Origin of the sequence: Agaribacter flavus, from assembly GCF_042646125.1 — a bacterium.
Taxonomy (GTDB): Bacteria; Pseudomonadota; Gammaproteobacteria; order Enterobacterales; family Alteromonadaceae; genus Glaciecola; species Glaciecola flavus.
In genome coordinates, this window is sequence record NZ_JBHRSW010000047.1 from 174,363 (window position 1) to 191,417 (window position 17,055).

The 17,055-nt window shown below is 43.9% G+C and carries 15 protein-coding genes; 9 read left to right on the plus strand and 6 right to left on the minus strand.

What is annotated here, in order from left to right:
- Window positions 1-356 precede the first annotated feature (356 nt).
- The 3 genes from ACFOHL_RS16460 to ACFOHL_RS16470 all read right to left on the minus strand — a co-directional run bounded on the left by ACFOHL_RS16460 (window position 357) and on the right by ACFOHL_RS16470 (window position 3,098).
- Complete coding sequence (locus ACFOHL_RS16460) at window positions 357-1,133, minus strand: sterol desaturase family protein (protein ID WP_376921330.1); 777 nt, start codon at window positions 1,131-1,133, stop codon at window positions 357-359.
- 107 nt (window positions 1,134-1,240) lie between these two features.
- The gene (locus ACFOHL_RS16465) at window positions 1,241-2,227 is read right to left on the minus strand and encodes a tetratricopeptide repeat protein (protein ID WP_376921331.1); all 987 of its coding nucleotides are present in this window, start codon (window positions 2,225-2,227) and stop codon (window positions 1,241-1,243) included.
- A gap of 94 nt (window positions 2,228-2,321) precedes the next feature.
- Window positions 2,322-3,098, minus strand: coding sequence for a winged helix-turn-helix domain-containing protein (locus ACFOHL_RS16470; RefSeq protein WP_376921332.1), 777 nt, complete (start codon window positions 3,096-3,098; stop codon window positions 2,322-2,324).
- Between the two features lie 139 nt (window positions 3,099-3,237).
- On the opposite strand from ACFOHL_RS16470, the gene ACFOHL_RS16475 reads away from it, so the two are divergent.
- The 9 genes from ACFOHL_RS16475 (at window position 3,238) to ACFOHL_RS16515 (ending at window position 13,504) form a co-directional block, all read left to right on the plus strand.
- A complete protein-coding gene (locus ACFOHL_RS16475) occupies window positions 3,238-3,657 on the plus strand; it encodes a hypothetical protein (RefSeq protein ID WP_376921333.1) in 420 nt (139 codons plus the stop codon).
- 65 nt (window positions 3,658-3,722) lie between these two features.
- Window positions 3,723-4,934: an efflux RND transporter periplasmic adaptor subunit gene (locus tag ACFOHL_RS16480; protein WP_376921334.1), complete on the plus strand. Its 1,212-nt coding sequence runs from the start codon at window positions 3,723-3,725 to the stop codon at window positions 4,932-4,934.
- 10 nt (window positions 4,935-4,944) lie between these two features.
- Window positions 4,945-8,019 (plus strand): efflux RND transporter permease subunit, encoded by a 3,075-nt coding sequence (locus ACFOHL_RS16485; protein WP_376921335.1) that lies wholly within the window; start codon window positions 4,945-4,947, stop codon window positions 8,017-8,019.
- A gap of 115 nt (window positions 8,020-8,134) precedes the next feature.
- On the plus strand, window positions 8,135-8,293 hold the full coding sequence (locus ACFOHL_RS16490) for a hypothetical protein (protein WP_376921336.1): 159 nt from the start codon (window positions 8,135-8,137) through the stop codon (window positions 8,291-8,293).
- Window positions 8,294-8,376: 83 nt separating this feature from the next.
- Entirely contained in the window at window positions 8,377-10,452 is a 2,076-nt protein-coding gene (gene recG / locus ACFOHL_RS16495) for an ATP-dependent DNA helicase RecG (RefSeq protein WP_376921337.1), read from the plus strand.
- Window positions 10,445-11,275: a class I SAM-dependent methyltransferase gene (locus tag ACFOHL_RS16500; RefSeq protein ID WP_376921338.1), complete on the plus strand. Its 831-nt coding sequence runs from the start codon at window positions 10,445-10,447 to the stop codon at window positions 11,273-11,275. The genes recG and ACFOHL_RS16500 overlap by 8 nt, the downstream gene beginning before the upstream one ends.
- A gap of 1 nt (window position 11,276) precedes the next feature.
- Window positions 11,277-11,750, plus strand: coding sequence for a peroxiredoxin (locus ACFOHL_RS16505; RefSeq protein ID WP_376921339.1), 474 nt, complete (start codon window positions 11,277-11,279; stop codon window positions 11,748-11,750).
- A 266-nt stretch (window positions 11,751-12,016) separates the two neighbouring features.
- A complete protein-coding gene (locus ACFOHL_RS16510) occupies window positions 12,017-12,673 on the plus strand; it encodes a LiaF domain-containing protein (RefSeq protein WP_376921340.1) in 657 nt (218 codons plus the stop codon).
- A gap of 114 nt (window positions 12,674-12,787) precedes the next feature.
- Window positions 12,788-13,504 carry a hypothetical protein gene (locus tag ACFOHL_RS16515; protein ID WP_376921341.1) on the plus strand — a complete coding sequence of 239 codons (717 nt, stop codon included), beginning with the start codon at window positions 12,788-12,790 and terminating at the stop codon, window positions 13,502-13,504.
- A gap of 17 nt (window positions 13,505-13,521) precedes the next feature.
- Here ACFOHL_RS16515 and ACFOHL_RS16520 read toward each other — a convergent pair whose 3' ends face one another.
- Genes ACFOHL_RS16520 through fucP form a run of 3 tightly spaced genes read right to left on the minus strand, consistent with a single transcriptional unit; the run spans window position 13,522 to window position 17,033 of the window.
- On the minus strand, window positions 13,522-15,195 hold the full coding sequence (locus ACFOHL_RS16520; RefSeq protein WP_376921342.1) for a LamG-like jellyroll fold domain-containing protein: 1,674 nt from the start codon (window positions 15,193-15,195) through the stop codon (window positions 13,522-13,524).
- A complete protein-coding gene (locus ACFOHL_RS16525; RefSeq protein WP_376921343.1) occupies window positions 15,185-15,709 on the minus strand; it encodes a sigma-70 family RNA polymerase sigma factor in 525 nt (174 codons plus the stop codon). Before ACFOHL_RS16525 ends, ACFOHL_RS16520 begins: the two co-directional genes overlap by 11 nt.
- Window positions 15,702-17,033, minus strand: coding sequence for an L-fucose:H+ symporter permease (gene fucP / locus ACFOHL_RS16530; protein ID WP_376921344.1), 1,332 nt, complete (start codon window positions 17,031-17,033; stop codon window positions 15,702-15,704). Before fucP ends, ACFOHL_RS16525 begins: the two co-directional genes overlap by 8 nt.
- Window positions 17,034-17,055 lie beyond the last annotated feature (22 nt).

A 17,055-nucleotide genomic window follows, 5' to 3' on the forward strand; every position in this document is an offset into this window, starting at 1 on the left:
TGATTTGCTAAGTTAAATTGTAATCTCTCAATCAACAAATTACAAAAATTATGTAATAGACTGCAGCTTGCTTATACAAATATTTCTGCTGCTTACCTCTGAGCTATCATTAAAACGCGCTAGCATTATCCGTTTGGGTATCAATGCGTCAGTGACGTTGCTAATGGTTGCTTCACAGAAATTAAAGCTACATATATCCTCGACATGACCACGAGTATCGCGATAGCTTATCTCTCTGGCAAGCATAGACAGTATTTTTCAGGTTCGTTTAACAAATCTCACAATATTATAAGGCCTTTTTGCATTTCTGGCGCGGTTTAGTTGCTCCCGATAGGCAGTTGTATGTTTATTATTTGCTATGCACCTTGGTGACTTTCAGTTTGTTTAGGTTTGGATACATCTCGACAAAGCAGCATCTCCGCTATCCTTGAAGAAGCACCTAGGTAATACCCTGCTTCTTTTTCAAAAGACGCAGGGTTTTTGAATGTACCGAAAATAATGTCGAAAATCGGTAAATCGGCATAGTTATGCGCATGTACACCCTTTTTGTGGTGAATGCTGTGACTCTCTGGTCGCTGAATGATATATCCAAGCCAAGTCGGCGTACGTACATTCATGTGTTGAAATATTGGTAAAAACATACTGGCATAAAGATACAAGCTCGCGGCTTGTGCAGACAGACCGACTAACAACACCAAAGCTACACTGCCTAAAAACGTAAAAGCAATTATATCCATCGGACTAAAATAGAAGGCTCCGTATGCATCCACTCGTTCTGCGCTGTGGTGAAATTGATGGAAGACACGCCAAAGAAACGTAAATTTGTGAATAGCGCGATGCCACCAATACAGTAAAAAATTAAAAACCAATAGACCCGCAAAGGCACCCAACAATGGATTTACATGGCTTAAATCTATGAGTTGATAAGGCAAAAAGTAAGTATCCCAAAGTAAGGGAAGATAACTCGAAAGATAAAAAAACAGCATGAAAGAGCAAAAGGTGCGCGTTTTCCAGTGTTTGGCTTTTGGTAAATCGCGAGCGGGAAACAAGGCTTCCAATAAAATCAATACAAGGTATAGGGCTAATAAACTCAAAGATATTGGATCGAGCAATATGTCTAGTGGAGTGGGCATTGCAATACTCCTTATTACAAGTGGCACAAGGTTGTTCTGTTAGCGTCAGTATTCAGTACTGGCAATTGACAGTCCTAATTAAACGCTAATAATTGTCTAACGATTTGTTAAATGTCCTCGGGTAGCACAATTTGCCCAGTTGATTCCATATGGCGAAGTTTGGCGCGTGTGTGTTGTAAATAGCTTTGCATTTTTGCCAGCGCAGCTTGGTAAGTTGGGTGAGGCTTTAGCGGAGAATAGGTAGGAGAATTTAAAACAGTATGTGATGCATGACCAGTATCAACATATTCAGCAAAGGCTAGCGCTGCTAAGTCCAACTGATCTTTAGCGAGATAGATGCGCGTTTTCCAATCGCTTTCTCTCGTTGACCAACCGCCATAAGGAGCAGTGGAAACCACGTTCAAACACTTATCTAATAAGGTGTCACTTTGAGTAAGTTGTCCTTTTTCTCTTAGTAGCCTCGCCACAGATATAGCGGCAATGAAGTTCGAAGCATTGATATCAATGTTTTGTTTAAATAAGTTTGGTGAAAAATTACGAAAGTGCGCTTCTACTTCGGGTAAGCGATGTAACTTTTTTCCTACTTCAAACAAGTCAAACATATAAATTGGGAACACATGCTGATTGGGGGGGAGCTGCACAAATACATCAAAGGCCTTGTCATATTGACCATGCAAACTATCAACTAAGGCTTGGCTAGCTTCGGCGTAATTTGAGTTAGGAGCCAGTGTTAAGCCGCGTTTCAACCAAGCGATGGCTTTATCTCTATCTCCACTTAAGACATAAATTTGAGACATGAGCATGCTACTAAAAGGATCGTCGATTGAAAGGCGCAGGTTTTGGCTGAGCGCCATCTGGGATTCTGCTAACCCGTTGCCCTGCCAATAGTATAGGTCTGCTTTTGAGCGATAGGCAGGCGCAAATTCGGGATCATCTTCAATTATTTCATTGATAGTGATTTGGGCACGATTAAACTTGCCCGCATCGATGAACGCACTGACGAGGTATGTTTTCATCAGATTGTCATTGGGATGTGCTTGCAAGGCTCGGGTATAAATAGTTTCAGCTTTGTTGATGTCGCGTAACTTCCACAAAAGCAAATGGCCATATTCGGTCAATGCGTTTATGTTGTCGGCGTCAAGTTCGATTGCTTTTTCGTAAGCTATTTGAGCGTTTAAATACTGTCGTTCAAATGTATTGAGTACACCGAGGGCGGAGTATATTGTTAAGGTCTAGGCTTGTTTCAATCAAGGCTTTGGCTAAGCTAGTCTGTTGTTCAATTGGCTTACCTGACCAGTGAATTTGATTAAGTTCCAAGCGAGCAAGCTCGGCGTAAGCGATAGCAAACCTCGGATCGGCCGCAATGGCTTTCTGCAGAAAGTCGATGGCTTTTTCAAAGTCTTGTTGGGTACCGAGTTGGCTAAAGTATTTTCCTTGAAAGTAGAGTTCTAGAGCTTGCAAATTCTCAGTTGGTAAATTTTGCAGGCTGGGTACATGATCGGCAGATAAATCTCGGTTGTTTGTTTGCGAGAGCCACAAGATCGCAGCAAGTAAAACTATAGAGATAATGCTGGTTAAAATATATTTGTGAGTACTTACTTTCAGTATGTTTTTTATTTTTAATGCAGGGTTTTGAGCCGTTGAGTTGAATTTAAGATTGACTTTGACCGGTGCAACAAATTGGTATCCTCTGCCATGCACCGTTTTTATGATGTGTTGTGCTTGTCCTGTGTCACCTAATGCCTGACGAGCGAATTTAATGTGATTACTAAGGGTCGCATCTGACACAGCCAAACCTTGCCAAAGTTCATCAAAGAACTCTTGTCTAGTGACCACACGGTCGGCATGCTTGATCAGGTATACGATGACATCAAAGACTTTCGGTTCGACCGCAATCGCAGAGCTGTCCTTATTAATACAGTAATTGTTGGTATCAATTTCAAAACCACCAACCTGATAGTTCATCTGCTATTGCCCTGAATCTTCAACTGTGCTGGAAAACACATCTTTACAATTTACTGCCGTTTAGTATTTGTACTATACAGATAAATATTGTGTAATTTCCAGTATTGCCAACAGCACAAAATAAACTACAATCGAACTCATGAGTATTTTCGTGCGTGGCTTACTGGTTTTTATTTTGTGCTTTCCGGCTTTTGGTAGCGGAACGGCGGCCTTGTACCTGCAAATTGCCTCTGAGGTGCCCGAACTTGCAGTGACGCACAATGGCGAAGACGATACGGCGAAGCCTTGTCATATGATGGACGGCCACAAGCAGTTGATGCATGTAACAGACTCACAAGACCCAGCGAGTTGTTGTTGTGGAGACGCAGAAACAATGGATGCGACTAGTTCGTGTAATGACGCGTGTCATGGTTGTGCCCAAGATGGCAATGGCCATTATCTTGCGATACTCTTGAGTATAGAGCAATACAACCAAGCGTTCAGTCATCCGTACCAGCCCTACGAAAATAAGTTACCTGAATCACCGAGTAAAAATACCTTTATCCCCCCAATAAGATAGCGACCAATACTACTTAGCCACATTGGCAACAATCATAAATATTTGCGATTTTTTGGGGAAGTCTTATGTTCAAATTTATCAAATTTTTCACTGTGTGTGGGTGTTTACTTACCACTTACCTTTTGTGGGGAAAGGGTGAATCAAACCCGCTTCATCATCCTTTACAATCTGTACAATACATCTGCCCCATGCACACTCATATTGTGAAAGATCATGAAGGCACGTGCCCAATATGCGGTATGGATCTGGTGCTGCAACAAAACAATCATTCTAACGAGCACTCTGTAGAGGTGTCTGGCGCGATGCAACAAGCTATGGCCATACAGACAGCATTAGTAGCGACTAGCACCTTAGAGCGTTTCACTTCAAGTTATGGCGCAGTGCAGCTTGATGAGACAGGATTGCGTCATTTGCACTCGAGAGCATCAGGCTGGATAGAAAACCTGAACGCCAATTCGGTGGGTCAAGGCATCAAAAAAGGGGAATTATTATATGAAATATACGCCCCTGATTTACTTGTTGCGCAAGAAGATTTCTTAGCACTGTTAAATTCAAAGCAGCAAAGTGCAGTACTCATGGAAAGAGGCGAAAGGCGGTTACAGCTATTAGGTTTGAATCAAGATTTGATTAGACAACTGAAAAAGACAAGGGAAGTATTTTATCGTGTTCCCTATTATGCCGAGCAGGATGGCATTGTATCTTCATTAAATATCCGGCAAGGCATGTATACTGAAGCTCGTCATCGCTTGATGACGCTTGCCGATCTCTCAAGTGTATGGGTCATCGCAGAAGTGTTTGCAAGCCAAGCAGACTGGGTCGAAGTTGGGCAAAAAGTGGAACTGGATATACCTGCAGCGGATATCTTCAAGCTAGAGGGGCAGATTGAATTTATATATCCTACCTTGCATCCTGTGACGCGCACATTGCAAGTGCGCTTAACCGTTAACAACCCCAAGCAATTGCTTAAACCGGATATGCTAGCGACCCTTAGGGTTTATGCGCCTCCAATAAGCGCACTAAATATCCCTGTCGACGCGTTAATTCAAATGGCGCAAAACAATCGTGTGTTTGTTCAATCTGCGGACAATCAGTTTTCGCTAAGAGAGGTGGAAGTCGGGCTGATTACGCAAGGCCGAGCGCAAGTTCTAGCGGGTTTACAAGCCGGTGAACGTGTCGTTACGTCGGGTCAGTTTTTATTGGATGCGGAAGCGAGCTTATCAAATATTGCCAGCAATATGACTGTTCAAACTGACAGTGATATTGGTCACCAGCACTAAGGGAGTATGTATGCTGAACAAGATAATTGATCTCAGTCTGCGCTGGCCGCTATTGGTGGTTTTGACCATCGCGCTATTCACTGGCTTGGCTTATAAAGCCTTACTTGATACGCCAATTGATGCAATACCTGATCTAAGTGATGTACAAGTCATCGTAAAAGCAAGTTATGCTGGTCAGTCTCCCGATATTGTAGAACAGCAGGTCACTTATCCCTTGTCTACAAGACTAATGTCCGTGCCGGGTAGTGTGACTGTGCGTGGATATTCGTTTTTTGGTGATGCATATTTGTATATCATTTTTGACGACGATACCGATTTGTATTGGGCTAGAGCGCGCGTGCAAGAATATCTAATTCAAGCGCAGAGTTCGCTACCCGCTGGCGTGTCTCTTGAGCTAGGTCCTGATGCATCGGGTGTGGGTTGGGTTTTTCAATACATACTAAGAGACACATCGGGTACACATCATTTGGGTGAGTTAACTAAACTGCAAGATTGGTTTATTCGTCAAGAGTTGCAGTCCGTGCCAGGTGTTGCTGAAGTCGCGAAAGTAGGGGGCATGGTGCAGACTTATCAAGTGATAGTCGACCCGCTCAAACTACTCAATTATCAAGTCACACTCAAACAAATTCATCAAGCAATTAACGCGGCAAACAGTGAGGTAGGTGGTTCGGTAGTGGAGCTTTCCGAAGCCGAGTATATGGTCAGGAGTCAGGGCTATTTGCAGCGCTTGGATGAATTTACTGATATTCCTATCGGTATCAGCAATGAACGAGGTACACCTATTAAACTTGGTGATGTGGCTACAATAAGATTAGGTCCTCAAACGCGTCGAGGGGTGGCTGAGTGGAACGGAGAAGGCGAGGTCGTTGGCGGGATTGTCGTCATGCGAGACGGAGAAAATGCCTTAACGGTTATCGAACAAATTAAGAAAAAAATAGAAAAAATACAGTCAGCATTACCCGATGGTGTCGTGATCGAAACGGCATATGACCGCACGGGTTTGATTGTTCGAGCCATAGACTATTTAAAACAAAAAGTCGTCCAAGAAATCATTGTGGTTGTGTTGGTTTGTGCGTTGTTTTTAATGCATGTTCGGGCAACGCTAATCGTTGCACTTTGTTTACCTTGCGCTATTTTACTGGGTATTGCCTTGATGCGTATGTTTAATATCAATGCCAATTTGATGTCGATTGGAGGCATCGCTATTGCTATTGGTGCCATGGTTGATGCGGCGATTGTGATGGTTGAGAATGCGCAAAAAAAACTAGAGCACCTTGATAATAAACGCAGCAACTTCTATCCGCTTGTCAGGCAAGCGTGCATGGAAGTCGGCCCTGCCCTGTTTTTTTCATTGTTGATTATTACCCTAAGCTTTTTACCTATCTTTGCACTAGAGGGGCAAGAAGGGCGACTTTTTTCACCTCTCGCATATACAAAAACCTTCGTGATGGCGGCGGCTGCACTTTTGTCTATTAGTCTTGTGCCTGTTTTAATTGTGATTTTTTTGCGCGGTAAAGTAATCACGGAAGATCAAAACTGGGTAAACCGAGGACTCAAAGCAGCTTACAAACCTTTTCTAAACTTAAGCTTAAGCTTTCCATGGTTGACCCTCTTGTTTGCACTAGGCATTGGCCTGTCGGCGATTTATCCTCTACAACGCTTAGGTTTGGAATTTATGCCAAACTTTGATGAAGGTGATTTACTGTACATGCCAACTACTTTGCCTGGCGTGTCGATCCAAGAAGCAGGGCAAATTTTACAACAAACGGATCGCATCATTAAAACGGTGCCTGAAGTACATTCCGTATTTGGTAAAGTAGGCCGAGCTGACACCGCGACTGACCCAGCTCCCCTTACAATGATAGAGACAACGATTCAGCTAAAACCAAAAGCCGAATGGCGTGATGGTGTCTCGCTGGACGATATTATCCAAGAATTGGATAGTAAAGTTAGTCTTCCAGGCTTAACCAATGCTTGGGTTCAACCAATAAAAACCCGCATTGACATGTTGAGTACGGGTGTGAAAACTGTTGTAGGGGTTAAATTAGCTGGCGACGAGCTAGCCGATATAGAACAAGCTGCTATTGCGGTAGAAAGTGCTGTGAAACAGTTGTCGTCAACCGCTTCAGTGATTGGTGAACGCAGTTTGTCGGGGCGTTATTTAGACATTCGTCCCGATCGTGCTGCCGCCGCAAAATATGATTTAAGTGTCGATGATATCCATGATTTGGTTCGAATGGCGATAGGTGGACAAACCATTGGACAATCTGTGCAGGGCAAAGCACGCTTTCCGATTAACCTGCGCTACCCAAGAGAAAACCGCACAAGTATAGAAAGCATAAGAGCGCTGCCGTTTGTCAGTCCTTCTGGTGCGTGGCTCACGCTAGAACAAGTCGCAGATATTAATATAGCCAGTGGCCCATCGATCATTAAATCAGAGAATGCGCGTAATATTGCGTGGGTGTTTATTGACGTCAGGCCAGATGTACCGTTGGCAGAATATGTCGCCGAGCTTCGAGAAGTGTTGCGCAGTGTCGATTTGCCAGAAAAGGTAACGTGGGATATTGCAGGGCAATATGAGTATCTTGAACGACTCATCAATAAATTAATGTGGGTCGTTCCCGCTACTTTGTTGATCATCTTTATATTACTACAAATCTTGTTTCAACGTTTATGGCAAACCATTCTGATCATGGCGACATTACCGATTGCTTTATCCGGATCACTGTGGTTTATGTACTATTTGGATTTTCAATTGTCGGTTGCAACCGTTGTAGGGATGATCGCACTCGCTGGCGTGGCTGCTGAGTTTGGTGTGATCATGTTGTTGTACCTGAACAACAGTTGGCAGCAACAAAATGGAGATAGCAAACAGCGAATATGTCATGGGGCAATTCAACGCGTCAGGCCAAAGGCTATGACGGTTTTAACCATTATTGCGGGTCTCATTCCTATCATGTTTGGTGACGGAAGTGGCAGTGAAATTATGCAACGAATCGCCGCCCCCATGATTGGTGGTATGATCATCAGCCCAATTATTTCTATGCTAGTGATCCCTGCTGTCTACTATTTAGCTCGGAAATAAAGGTGTCAGTGTAAATTACACCTCATGCGAGGTGCGCCAGCTTTATTTTGAGATGCAAGCAATGGCAATCACTGTTTAGGCTAATTTGAGTTTTAAAGGAAATGAGTAAAATCGTATGCTGTATATTTTTGGAGGCTTGCCCGCAACAGGAAAGACAGAACTTTCAAAATTTTTGGCATCATCAATGGGCGCAGCGCATATTCGCATCATTTTAGATACGGCTGGTAAAACGCCAGAGCAGAGTAAGCAAGAACTTAGTGAGTTACTGCGCTAAAGCCCACCCAAAAAACAGGGATGTCCGCAGTGCAATTGTTTGTTACTCTTTAGCCATGAAAATAATAATACACAAACCTTGCTATGCGCTCATTAGCTGATACCCCTCTTACTACCCTAAAAGGGGTGGGAGCAAAGGTTGCCGAAAAGTTAGCGCGACTGGGCTTACGAACTTTACAAGACATGGTGTTTCACTTGCCATCGCGGTATGAGGACCGAACGCGCTTGTATCCGATTGCTGATTTACATGCGTATTTACATGTTTCTGTGCAAGGCGAAGTGATGAGTGCAGACATAAAATACGGCCGTAAACGTATGCTAGTGGTGAAGTTAAGTGATGGTACAGGGAGTATTAGTCTGCGATTTTTTCACTTTTCTGCCGCTCAGTTAAAGGGCTTTGTTACAGGTACTACGATTCGTGCTTTTGGTGAGGTACGCACCGGTCCATCTGGTTTAGAGATGATGCACCCAGAGTACAAGTCAGTAGAAGATGGCAGTATCGGGGGAATGGAAGAAACCCTTACCCCCGTTTATCCAAGTACAGAAGGCGTCAATCAGACTACCTTACGAAAGCTCGCAAAACAGGCACTTGAGCAGCTTCAAAAAGGCGCTTTAACTGATTTGCTACCTGCTGGCTTGTACGACAATCAATTGTCACTCAACGAGGCTTTACAACTCGTACACCAACCCAGTCCTGATGTAGATATGGACACCTTGACTGAAGGTAAACACCCTGCACAGCAGCGCCTGATCATAGAAGAATTGTTAGCTCATCACATTAGCATGCTAAAAGTACGCGCGCAGAGTAAGCAAGACCCCGGCATTGCCATTCATGTGGATGAAGGCGCTAAGCAACAATTTTTGGCTACTCTGCCCTTTACCCCAACTGGGGCTCAACAGAGAGTGGTGCAGGAAATTGAGTCTGATTTGACCAAACCCTTACCGATGATGCGTTTGGTACAAGGCGACGTTGGTTCGGGTAAAACCTTAGTAGCCGCATTAGCTGCTTTGTCGGTGATTAGTGCGGGGTATCAAGTGGCGTTGATGGCGCCAACTGAATTACTGGCTGAGCAACATGCAAACAATTTTGAAGCTTGGCTTGCCCCCTTAGGTATTAAAGTGGGCTGGCTGGCGGGAAAAGCCAAAGGTAAAACACGAGAAGCAACCTTAGTAGCCTTAGAAAATGGTGAAATAAATATCTTGGTGGGGACGCATGCAATTTTTCAAGAAAATGTGGAGTACCAGCGTTTAGCCCTAGTGATTGTTGATGAGCAACATCGTTTTGGCGTCCATCAGCGCTTGGCTTTGCGCCAAAAAGGGGAGCAACAAGGACAGTTCCCTCATCAACTTATTATGACCGCCACACCTATTCCAAGAACGCTCGCGATGACGGCTTACGCTGATTTAGACACCTCGATTATTGACGAACTTCCCCCAGGTCGAACACCGGTAAAAACAGCCGTGTTGCCCGACACACGCCGTGCGGAGATTATCGAACGCGTAAAACGCGCAGTTTGTCAGGATAAACGGCAAGTCTATTGGGTATGTACCTTGATTGAAGAGTCAGATGTACTGCAATGTCAAGCGGCTGAGGATACCGCGACGAGTTTACGCACTGCTTTGCCCGAGTTGCAGATAGGCTTGGTACACGGTCGTTTAAAAGCGGTAGAAAAGCAGAATATTATGGACGAATTTAAGTGCGGTCGTCTCGACCTATTGGTAGCCACCACGGTAATAGAGGTTGGTGTTGATGTACCCAACGCGAGTTTAATGATCATTGAAAACCCCGAACGTTTAGGTTTGGCGCAGCTGCATCAGTTGAGAGGACGAGTTGGGCGAGGCACTGTAGAGAGTCACTGTGTATTGATGTACTCCAATCCCTTGTCAAAAACCGCGAGCAAGCGTTTGGGTGTGCTAAGGGCGTCTAGCGATGGTTTTTATATTGCTGAAATGGATTTGGAAATACGTGGGCCGGGCGAATTGCTGGGTACTAAACAAACTGGTGTAGCAGATTTAAAAATTGCTGATCTAGTGCGAGATGCGTGGTTAATTGATAACGTTAAAGAGATGGCAAACAAAATGTGGCAAACGCATCATAAGCAAGCGCTACAGCTCGTTGATAGATGGCTGGCGTACCGAGATGATTATAGCAATGCTTAAAGATAAACAAGATCAACCACAAACACTTGAAACTGTCATTCTCGTTGAAGATCTTGGTCGTATCGCCGCGCATGAAAAAGCAAAACTGTTGGCGGAGCAAACGGGGTTTAAGGTTTTTAGCGTAAAACCCAAGCAAAGCAAAAGGCTATACAATAATAAACAGTGGCAGTTGGTTTTTACCGAAAAAGGGTTGGTGTTGCGCTTGTCTAGTGAGCCATCGTGGTCGGATATCTATGTCGATTTTGCTTCCAGCGCTTTAGCCTATCGAAAACAACATGGTGGCGGCCGTAAAGAACCTTTGGCAAAGGCCATCGGTATCAAAGGTAAAGAAGCGCTTACTGTCCTAGATTGTACAGCGGGTATGGGAACGGATAGCTTTGTTATGGCCAGTGTCGGTGCCAGTGTAACGATGATTGAGCGCAGTCCAATTGTCGCCGCCTTGCTGGAGGATGCGGTGGATAGAGCCATGAACGCACAACTAGACGTGGTTGAGCGCATGAATTTGCTCAAAGTAGATGCCATTGAATATTTGCAAACACTTCAAATACAGCCAGACGTGATTTATCTTGATCCGATGTTTCCGCATAAGAAAAAATCAGCTATGGTAAAAAAAGAAATGCAGGCTTTTCAGCAGTTGTTGGGGGCAGATACCGACAGTAGCAAGATGATGGGGCTTGCGCTAGAACGCGCTAGGCAACGAGTAGTGGTAAAAAGACCTAACTATGCTTTGCCAATAGACAATGATAAGAATAGACAGCCAGACATGGCAATAACATCCAAGAAACATCGGTTTGATGTTTATATTAATGAAGGAAGAAACTGAAATGATTGAAGTTGGCGCGACATTACCAGAAGCGACGTTTTCACTGCTTAAAGACGGCGAAATGATAAACCCGCATAGCAACAATTTATTTGCAGGCAAAAAGGTCGTAGTGTTTGCTGTACCGGGTGCGTTTACGCCTACTTGTTCACAAGCGCATTTACCCGGCTACGTTGCATTGGCTGATAAAATTAAGGCAAAGGGAGTGGACGATATTATTTGTTTGTCGGTCAACGACGCGTTTGTTATGGATGCATGGGGTAAATCAGCTAATGCTGAGCATGTAACCATGTTAGCCGACGGCAACGCGCAATTTACACAAGCCATCGGGCTGGATATGGATACTGATAGTTTTGGCGGTATTCGGTCACAGCGTTACAGTATGTTGGTTGATGATGGTACAGTAGTGGCGCTTAATCTTGAAGACCCGGGTCGTTTTGAGGTCAGTGACGCCGAAACGATGCTGAAATCTTTGTAGTCTCCACTCAGTAAACACGGCGGGATTATACGTGGCGATTTCCCACCGTGTTGAGTAAAAAGAGAATGTAGTGCTCGTTTGTTCATATCGCGCTCATTCACCAAAATATCGTGTTTTTCACAAGGTTTCGTTTTATTGAAATTACATAATTCAATAAAAACAATAACTTAATATATGGCACATATGGTGCTTATTAGTGTCATTGAGTAAAGAAAGAACGCCACTTAATGTTTAATTCGTCAATTTGACCAACTAGTGAGGACAACATGTCAGTAATATTAGAAGATCGCCCTATCGAAACTGTGCGTGAAGAAACTATCGATACCCTAATATACAACTACAGCCATGGCATTATTTCTGAGCATGCCTTTGAACGTCGGTTGGATGTCGCAACGGAGAGTAACAGTCATGCTGAAATTGTTGAACAAGTCAAAGATCTTTCTCCTCCTTCTGACGAAGCACTCAAATACCAAAAAGACAAGCAGCTCGGTATCAATTATGCAGCGGCAAGCACTGAAGACGATGCTGAGATGAAAGTGGTAAGCATATTAGGTGGCAATGAACGCAGTGGACGCTGGGTTGTGCCAGCAAAGATGAATGCAGTCGCTGTCTTGGGTGGCGTGGATTTAGACTTTTCTGATGCGGTGTTTACTTCTCAGCGGGTAACATTGAAGGTGTTTTCTTTACTGGGTGGTATAAATACTTATGTGCCTGAAAATGTTAACGTTGTATCGTCGGCTTTTTGCATACTGGGCGGTATTGACAATAAGGCACCGTCTATTGCTGACAAACAAGCGCCTACTATTGTGATCGAAGGTTATGTATTGTTAGGCGGCTTAGATATTAAGATTAAAACAACAATCAAAGAAAAATTTATCGCCTTTGCGCGTCAAATGCGAGAAGTCTTTGATCCAAAAATGTAGTCGCTTGGAGCAGCAATGATGAGAGTGTCTGGAAGAGGAATAACAAAGAACATTCCACCCCTTCACTCCAATATTGCCGTTGTTCCTTTACAAATAAGTTAATCAGGCCAAGCCTTGAAAGCTAGACTCGCTTTTCGATTTGGTTTTTGGCTGTTGAGTGCGAGTACAGTCGCGTTGGTCAGCACACTCCTTGTCTCTCCCTTTTGGCTATACCATCAATTTGATAAAGAGATCCCCATTGCAATCCTCTCTCCCTTTCAAGAAGCAAGTAATCACTATCTCATTACATTAACAAATACCAAAGATTGCACAGTGCAATATTTCCCTATTCATAGTGAACAAATACAAATAGACGCAAGCTTTGTTAAGTGGAAAAGTTGGTTGACGGCACTTGGTGCGGATCCTGTATTTCAGTTTGATAGGCTTTCTGAACGCCGTATCAACCTTACGGAGTTAGAGTCAGAGCAACATTCATCAGGGCGACCCATATCCGGGCGACCTATATCCGGGCGACCCATACCAGCGAGTACACGCCGTTCTTTTGATTTGCGCACAGAGACCGTATTACCTGTTTTTTCTAATCAAGCTTTGGATGGGTCGGGCTCGTTTTTTATTGATTCGCAATATGGTTCGTCTGTGTATGTCACTATTGATAGTCGCTTAAATTACATTTTATACATGAGCGAAGATGGCTTATTTGTTCGCTCCGAACCCAAACCACCTTTGCTAGACAAAGACGGTAACTTGGTCGTGAATATCGACAAAGCTTGTTCAGCCAATAACTCACACTGGCGAAAGTTTTTGTCTTGGCTTAACGCAGGCTTAATTTAACTGATCTCGAGATCAAGTTAATTTAGTGCCAAGGCGCTGATCTCTTTATCTTGCAGTACGCGCGAAAAGACAATGAGCTCGGCCATGCTGCCGTTTAAGTTTCGCAAAGGATTCTTTTCATTAAGGCTATTCCAATTGCCAATTGAGGCTTCACCAATACGCCAAAACTCAGAGGGGTTTTGTAACACAGTCTCTTTAACGCGTTGTCCGTTTATATACATGCTGACTTGCTGCGCTTTATGATCCAAAGTCGTGGCTAAGTGATACCAAGTACCCGAATCAGCAGGCGAGAAAAACGGTGAATAATTGTAGTTTAAATGTTCGCTCTCGGTAGACAGCGTACCCAGAATAAACGTACCGAAACGGTTATTGTGGAAATTACCTAATTGCCAATGTAAATCACCGTCTTTAAAGCCATCAGTCAATAAAAGAGAGTTAAATTGCCTATCTAAGCTATCGATTTTTACCCAAGTGGCAAGGGTAAAACTCTTTAAAGGCTCCTTAATGTCGATTCTTACTCTGTCGGCAGGGTGTTTAAACTCCAGTGCAGATTTGCCCGGCCAAGGCCCCACGTTCCATTTTGCACCTACAATCGCGCCGTCATAGTCGTATGAGCTAGGGGCAATGTTTTTTAATTTTCGGAATTTATTCGCCTCTACTTCAAAATCATAGTAAGCCACTAAGGCCTCGTCTTGAAGAGTTTGTGCTTTGCGCTCTTGCCACTTAGTATGTTTTTCATTGTCTTCAGAGAGTATGAGCGCATCGATTTGCGAAAACTCCTCAAACTTACTTGAATTTGCTGTAGCTTCTGACCAGTCACTGGTATTCGGCGAGAAGAAATTTACCGCGTCACCTTTTTCGATTCGTTGCGCTTCTCCACTTTCGGTTCTAGCCTCTACCAATCCGTCAAACACATGGACTTGTGAATCGCCATTTGCATCAACGCTGACACCAATAGCTGTGCCCAAGTCTACGACTTCAGAGTTAGGGGTATCAATCGTAAAGCCAATGGCAACTGTAGGCACATCGGTCATGACTTTGCCTGTATGAAGTTTTACGCGTTGCTCATCAATAATATCCAGATGCGCGGGCCCCGCTATTTTTAGCAAAGCACCCTGATAAAATTCGAGCTCAAGGAAGCCTTGGTCTATTTTCAACTCGCCTGGGGTAATGGCTTCACCTGAACGAAATGGGCTACCCGGTGCTAATCCAACCGCATTAGCGATAAGCGCAACGCCATCATGGTTTATTTCATTTGCTATTGGTTGACTTAGGGGGTTGTCCGACTTTATTGAACCCATGAAATACGTGATAGTAAGCAGTAGGCAGGCCGCCATGCTGAAACCAGAAATATACCAAGGCGTCTTCGAGCTTTTTGTTGGGGTGTCGTTGGCGCTAACAGCAACACTGGATAAGATCCGCGCTTCAAATGCTTTTTGTTGCTCGCTAATGCGAGTTTTCGCCAGCACATCTTCAACAAAGGTCTCTTGTGCATTTTCTTCGGCAAACACTTGGCTGAGTAAATTATCCATTGCAAGCTGCTTGCGCAATGCGCGCTGGCTGCCGGGTAGCTTGCGACCTAAGTCGATCAACTCCAGTGTCTCGTCTTCATTCAAAGCGCTGTCGACAAGTTTGGATGCGAGTGTGTCAAAGCGTTTTTGCAAATTGTCTTCGTCGTCTTTAGTTTTCATACTCTAGCCTATAATCCACGCAACTCTTTAGCTTTTTGCGTATTCGCATAAGGCTCAGTCGAATTGCGGTGGCAGACATGCCAAAATGCTCTGACAGTGCTTGTGAATTTTGTTCGTTGGAATACTTTTGGGTGATTAAGTCTTTACTTTTGTCTGGGAGTTCCTTGATACACTCTCTCAAAGCATGCAATTCGTTGTCATTTTCGTTAACAAATTGTACCTCACTTTCAAGGTCTTCCAGTAAAAAATAGGTCAGTTGCTCATTCATTATTCTGTACTGACGAGCGCGTTTGCGTAGATCATTTCTGATAACGTTCTTAGCTATACCACAAAGCCAATTCCCAAAGTCCATTTCAAGATCAAAACTGTTTAATTCCCTGTAAGCAATGACAAAAGCCTCTTGCGCCACGTCGTCAACGGCTTCTGATTCGACACCCATACTCCGAATAAACGCACGCACCCGTCCTTGGTGTTGACGTATGAATGCGGTAAATAATACGTTTTGCTTATTCATTTTCCGCGAGTGATTTATGTGAGAACAAAGAAAACAGCAATACCACAGCAAAGCATGTAAGCGGCAGTAAATAGCTCGTATTGACATTGCCCGTGACGTCAATGATCCAGCCTTGAATCGGAACAAGAATTGCGCCGCCTAAGATAGCCATGATAATAAACGAGCCCCCTAGCTTTCTATCTTCACCCACGCCGGTTAATCCCAAGCCATAAATAGTCGGGAACATTAACGACATACAAGGAAAACAGGCAAGCAATGCGTATGTGCCCAAGTTACCACCAGCAAACACGGCTACAATGATGAGGGCAATTGCAATGGCAGCCATGATACTTAATAAACGACTGGGGCTAATGATACTCATCAAGCCGGTACATATAAAACGGAAAGCAGTATACACGCACAAACCATAAAAAACGTACTCCCCCGCTTGTGCTTCATTATTTACGGCGCTGTGATTATCCATGATAAATTTAATTGCGTAAGTCCACACACCTATTTGGCAGCCAACATAGAAAAACTGAGCCACGACTGCAAACTTCCATCGTTTATTTTGTTTTAAACGATTGAAAGCGGCTTTTAGTTCGCCAAAGTTATCGCTTGCGTGTCCCTTAGGAAAGCGCACAAAAAATATAATGGCAGCCAACAAAAATGCGACTAAGGCAACAATCAAGTAGGCAGTGACAACATTGCCAAGCTCTTGACTTTGAATGGCACTGAGCTCTTGTGCCGACATCAATGCTCGTTCTGCTTCCGTGGCATCATTCAGCCCTTTAAGTATTACTTCTTTACCTAAGAAAACGCCCATCAATACACCAATGGGGTTAAATGCCTGAGCTAAGTTAATACGTTGTGTACCGCTCGCTTCTGGGCCCATCGACATGATGTAAGGCGCGGCAACGGTTTCTAAAATCGCACAACCTGATGCAAACACATAAAATGCTAATAGGAAAAACTCAAAACTCATTGCTTGGCTTGCGGGGTAACACAAAACCGCACCTAGCGCATAGATAGACAAGCCTATCAGCACGCCATTTTTGTAACTGTACTTTTGGATAAGAAAAGCAGCCGGCAGCGCCATAACAAAATAAGCGCCATAAAAAGCAGATTGTATAAAAGAAGATTGTAGCTGGCTCATACTCAGGACTTTTTGAAAGGCCGGAACCAGTAAATCAGTCATGTTGTTGGCAGCGCCCCAAAGTGCAAAACAGGCTGTTACCAGTATAAACGGCAGCAACATGCCTTTGTGTATCACCGCTGCCTGAGTTGCAGGTTTAGCTGTTTCTCCAGCCATGTTGTCTTGCGTGTCACCTAGCCCTGTTGACATAGTGTTTCCTTTTTCTTATTAG

What these genes read in the sequence shown, in the direction of transcription:
- ACFOHL_RS16490 (WP_376921336.1), top strand. Translation starts at nt 8,135, where the DNA reads ATGCTGTATATTTTTGGAGGCTTGCCCGCAACAGGAAAGACAGAACTT.
- recG (WP_376921337.1), top strand. Translation starts at nt 8,377, where the DNA reads ATGCGCTCATTAGCTGATACCCCTCTTACTACCCTAAAAGGGGTGGGA.
- ACFOHL_RS16520 (WP_376921342.1), bottom strand. Translation starts at nt 15,195, where the DNA reads ATGAAAACTAAAGACGACGAAGACAATTTGCAAAAACGCTTTGACACA.
- ACFOHL_RS16485 (WP_376921335.1), top strand. Translation starts at nt 4,945, where the DNA reads ATGCTGAACAAGATAATTGATCTCAGTCTGCGCTGGCCGCTATTGGTG.
- ACFOHL_RS16525 (WP_376921343.1), bottom strand. Translation starts at nt 15,709, where the DNA reads ATGAATAAGCAAAACGTATTATTTACCGCATTCATACGTCAACACCAA.
- ACFOHL_RS16510 (WP_376921340.1), top strand. Translation starts at nt 12,017, where the DNA reads ATGTCAGTAATATTAGAAGATCGCCCTATCGAAACTGTGCGTGAAGAA.
- ACFOHL_RS16505 (WP_376921339.1), top strand. Translation starts at nt 11,277, where the DNA reads ATGATTGAAGTTGGCGCGACATTACCAGAAGCGACGTTTTCACTGCTT.
- ACFOHL_RS16460 (WP_376921330.1), bottom strand. Translation starts at nt 1,133, where the DNA reads ATGCCCACTCCACTAGACATATTGCTCGATCCAATATCTTTGAGTTTA.
- ACFOHL_RS16480 (WP_376921334.1), top strand. Translation starts at nt 3,723, where the DNA reads ATGTTCAAATTTATCAAATTTTTCACTGTGTGTGGGTGTTTACTTACC.
- ACFOHL_RS16475 (WP_376921333.1), top strand. Translation starts at nt 3,238, where the DNA reads ATGAGTATTTTCGTGCGTGGCTTACTGGTTTTTATTTTGTGCTTTCCG.
- ACFOHL_RS16500 (WP_376921338.1), top strand. Translation starts at nt 10,445, where the DNA reads ATGCTTAAAGATAAACAAGATCAACCACAAACACTTGAAACTGTCATT.
- fucP (WP_376921344.1), bottom strand. Translation starts at nt 17,033, where the DNA reads ATGTCAACAGGGCTAGGTGACACGCAAGACAACATGGCTGGAGAAACA.
- ACFOHL_RS16470 (WP_376921332.1), bottom strand. Translation starts at nt 3,098, where the DNA reads ATGAACTATCAGGTTGGTGGTTTTGAAATTGATACCAACAATTACTGT.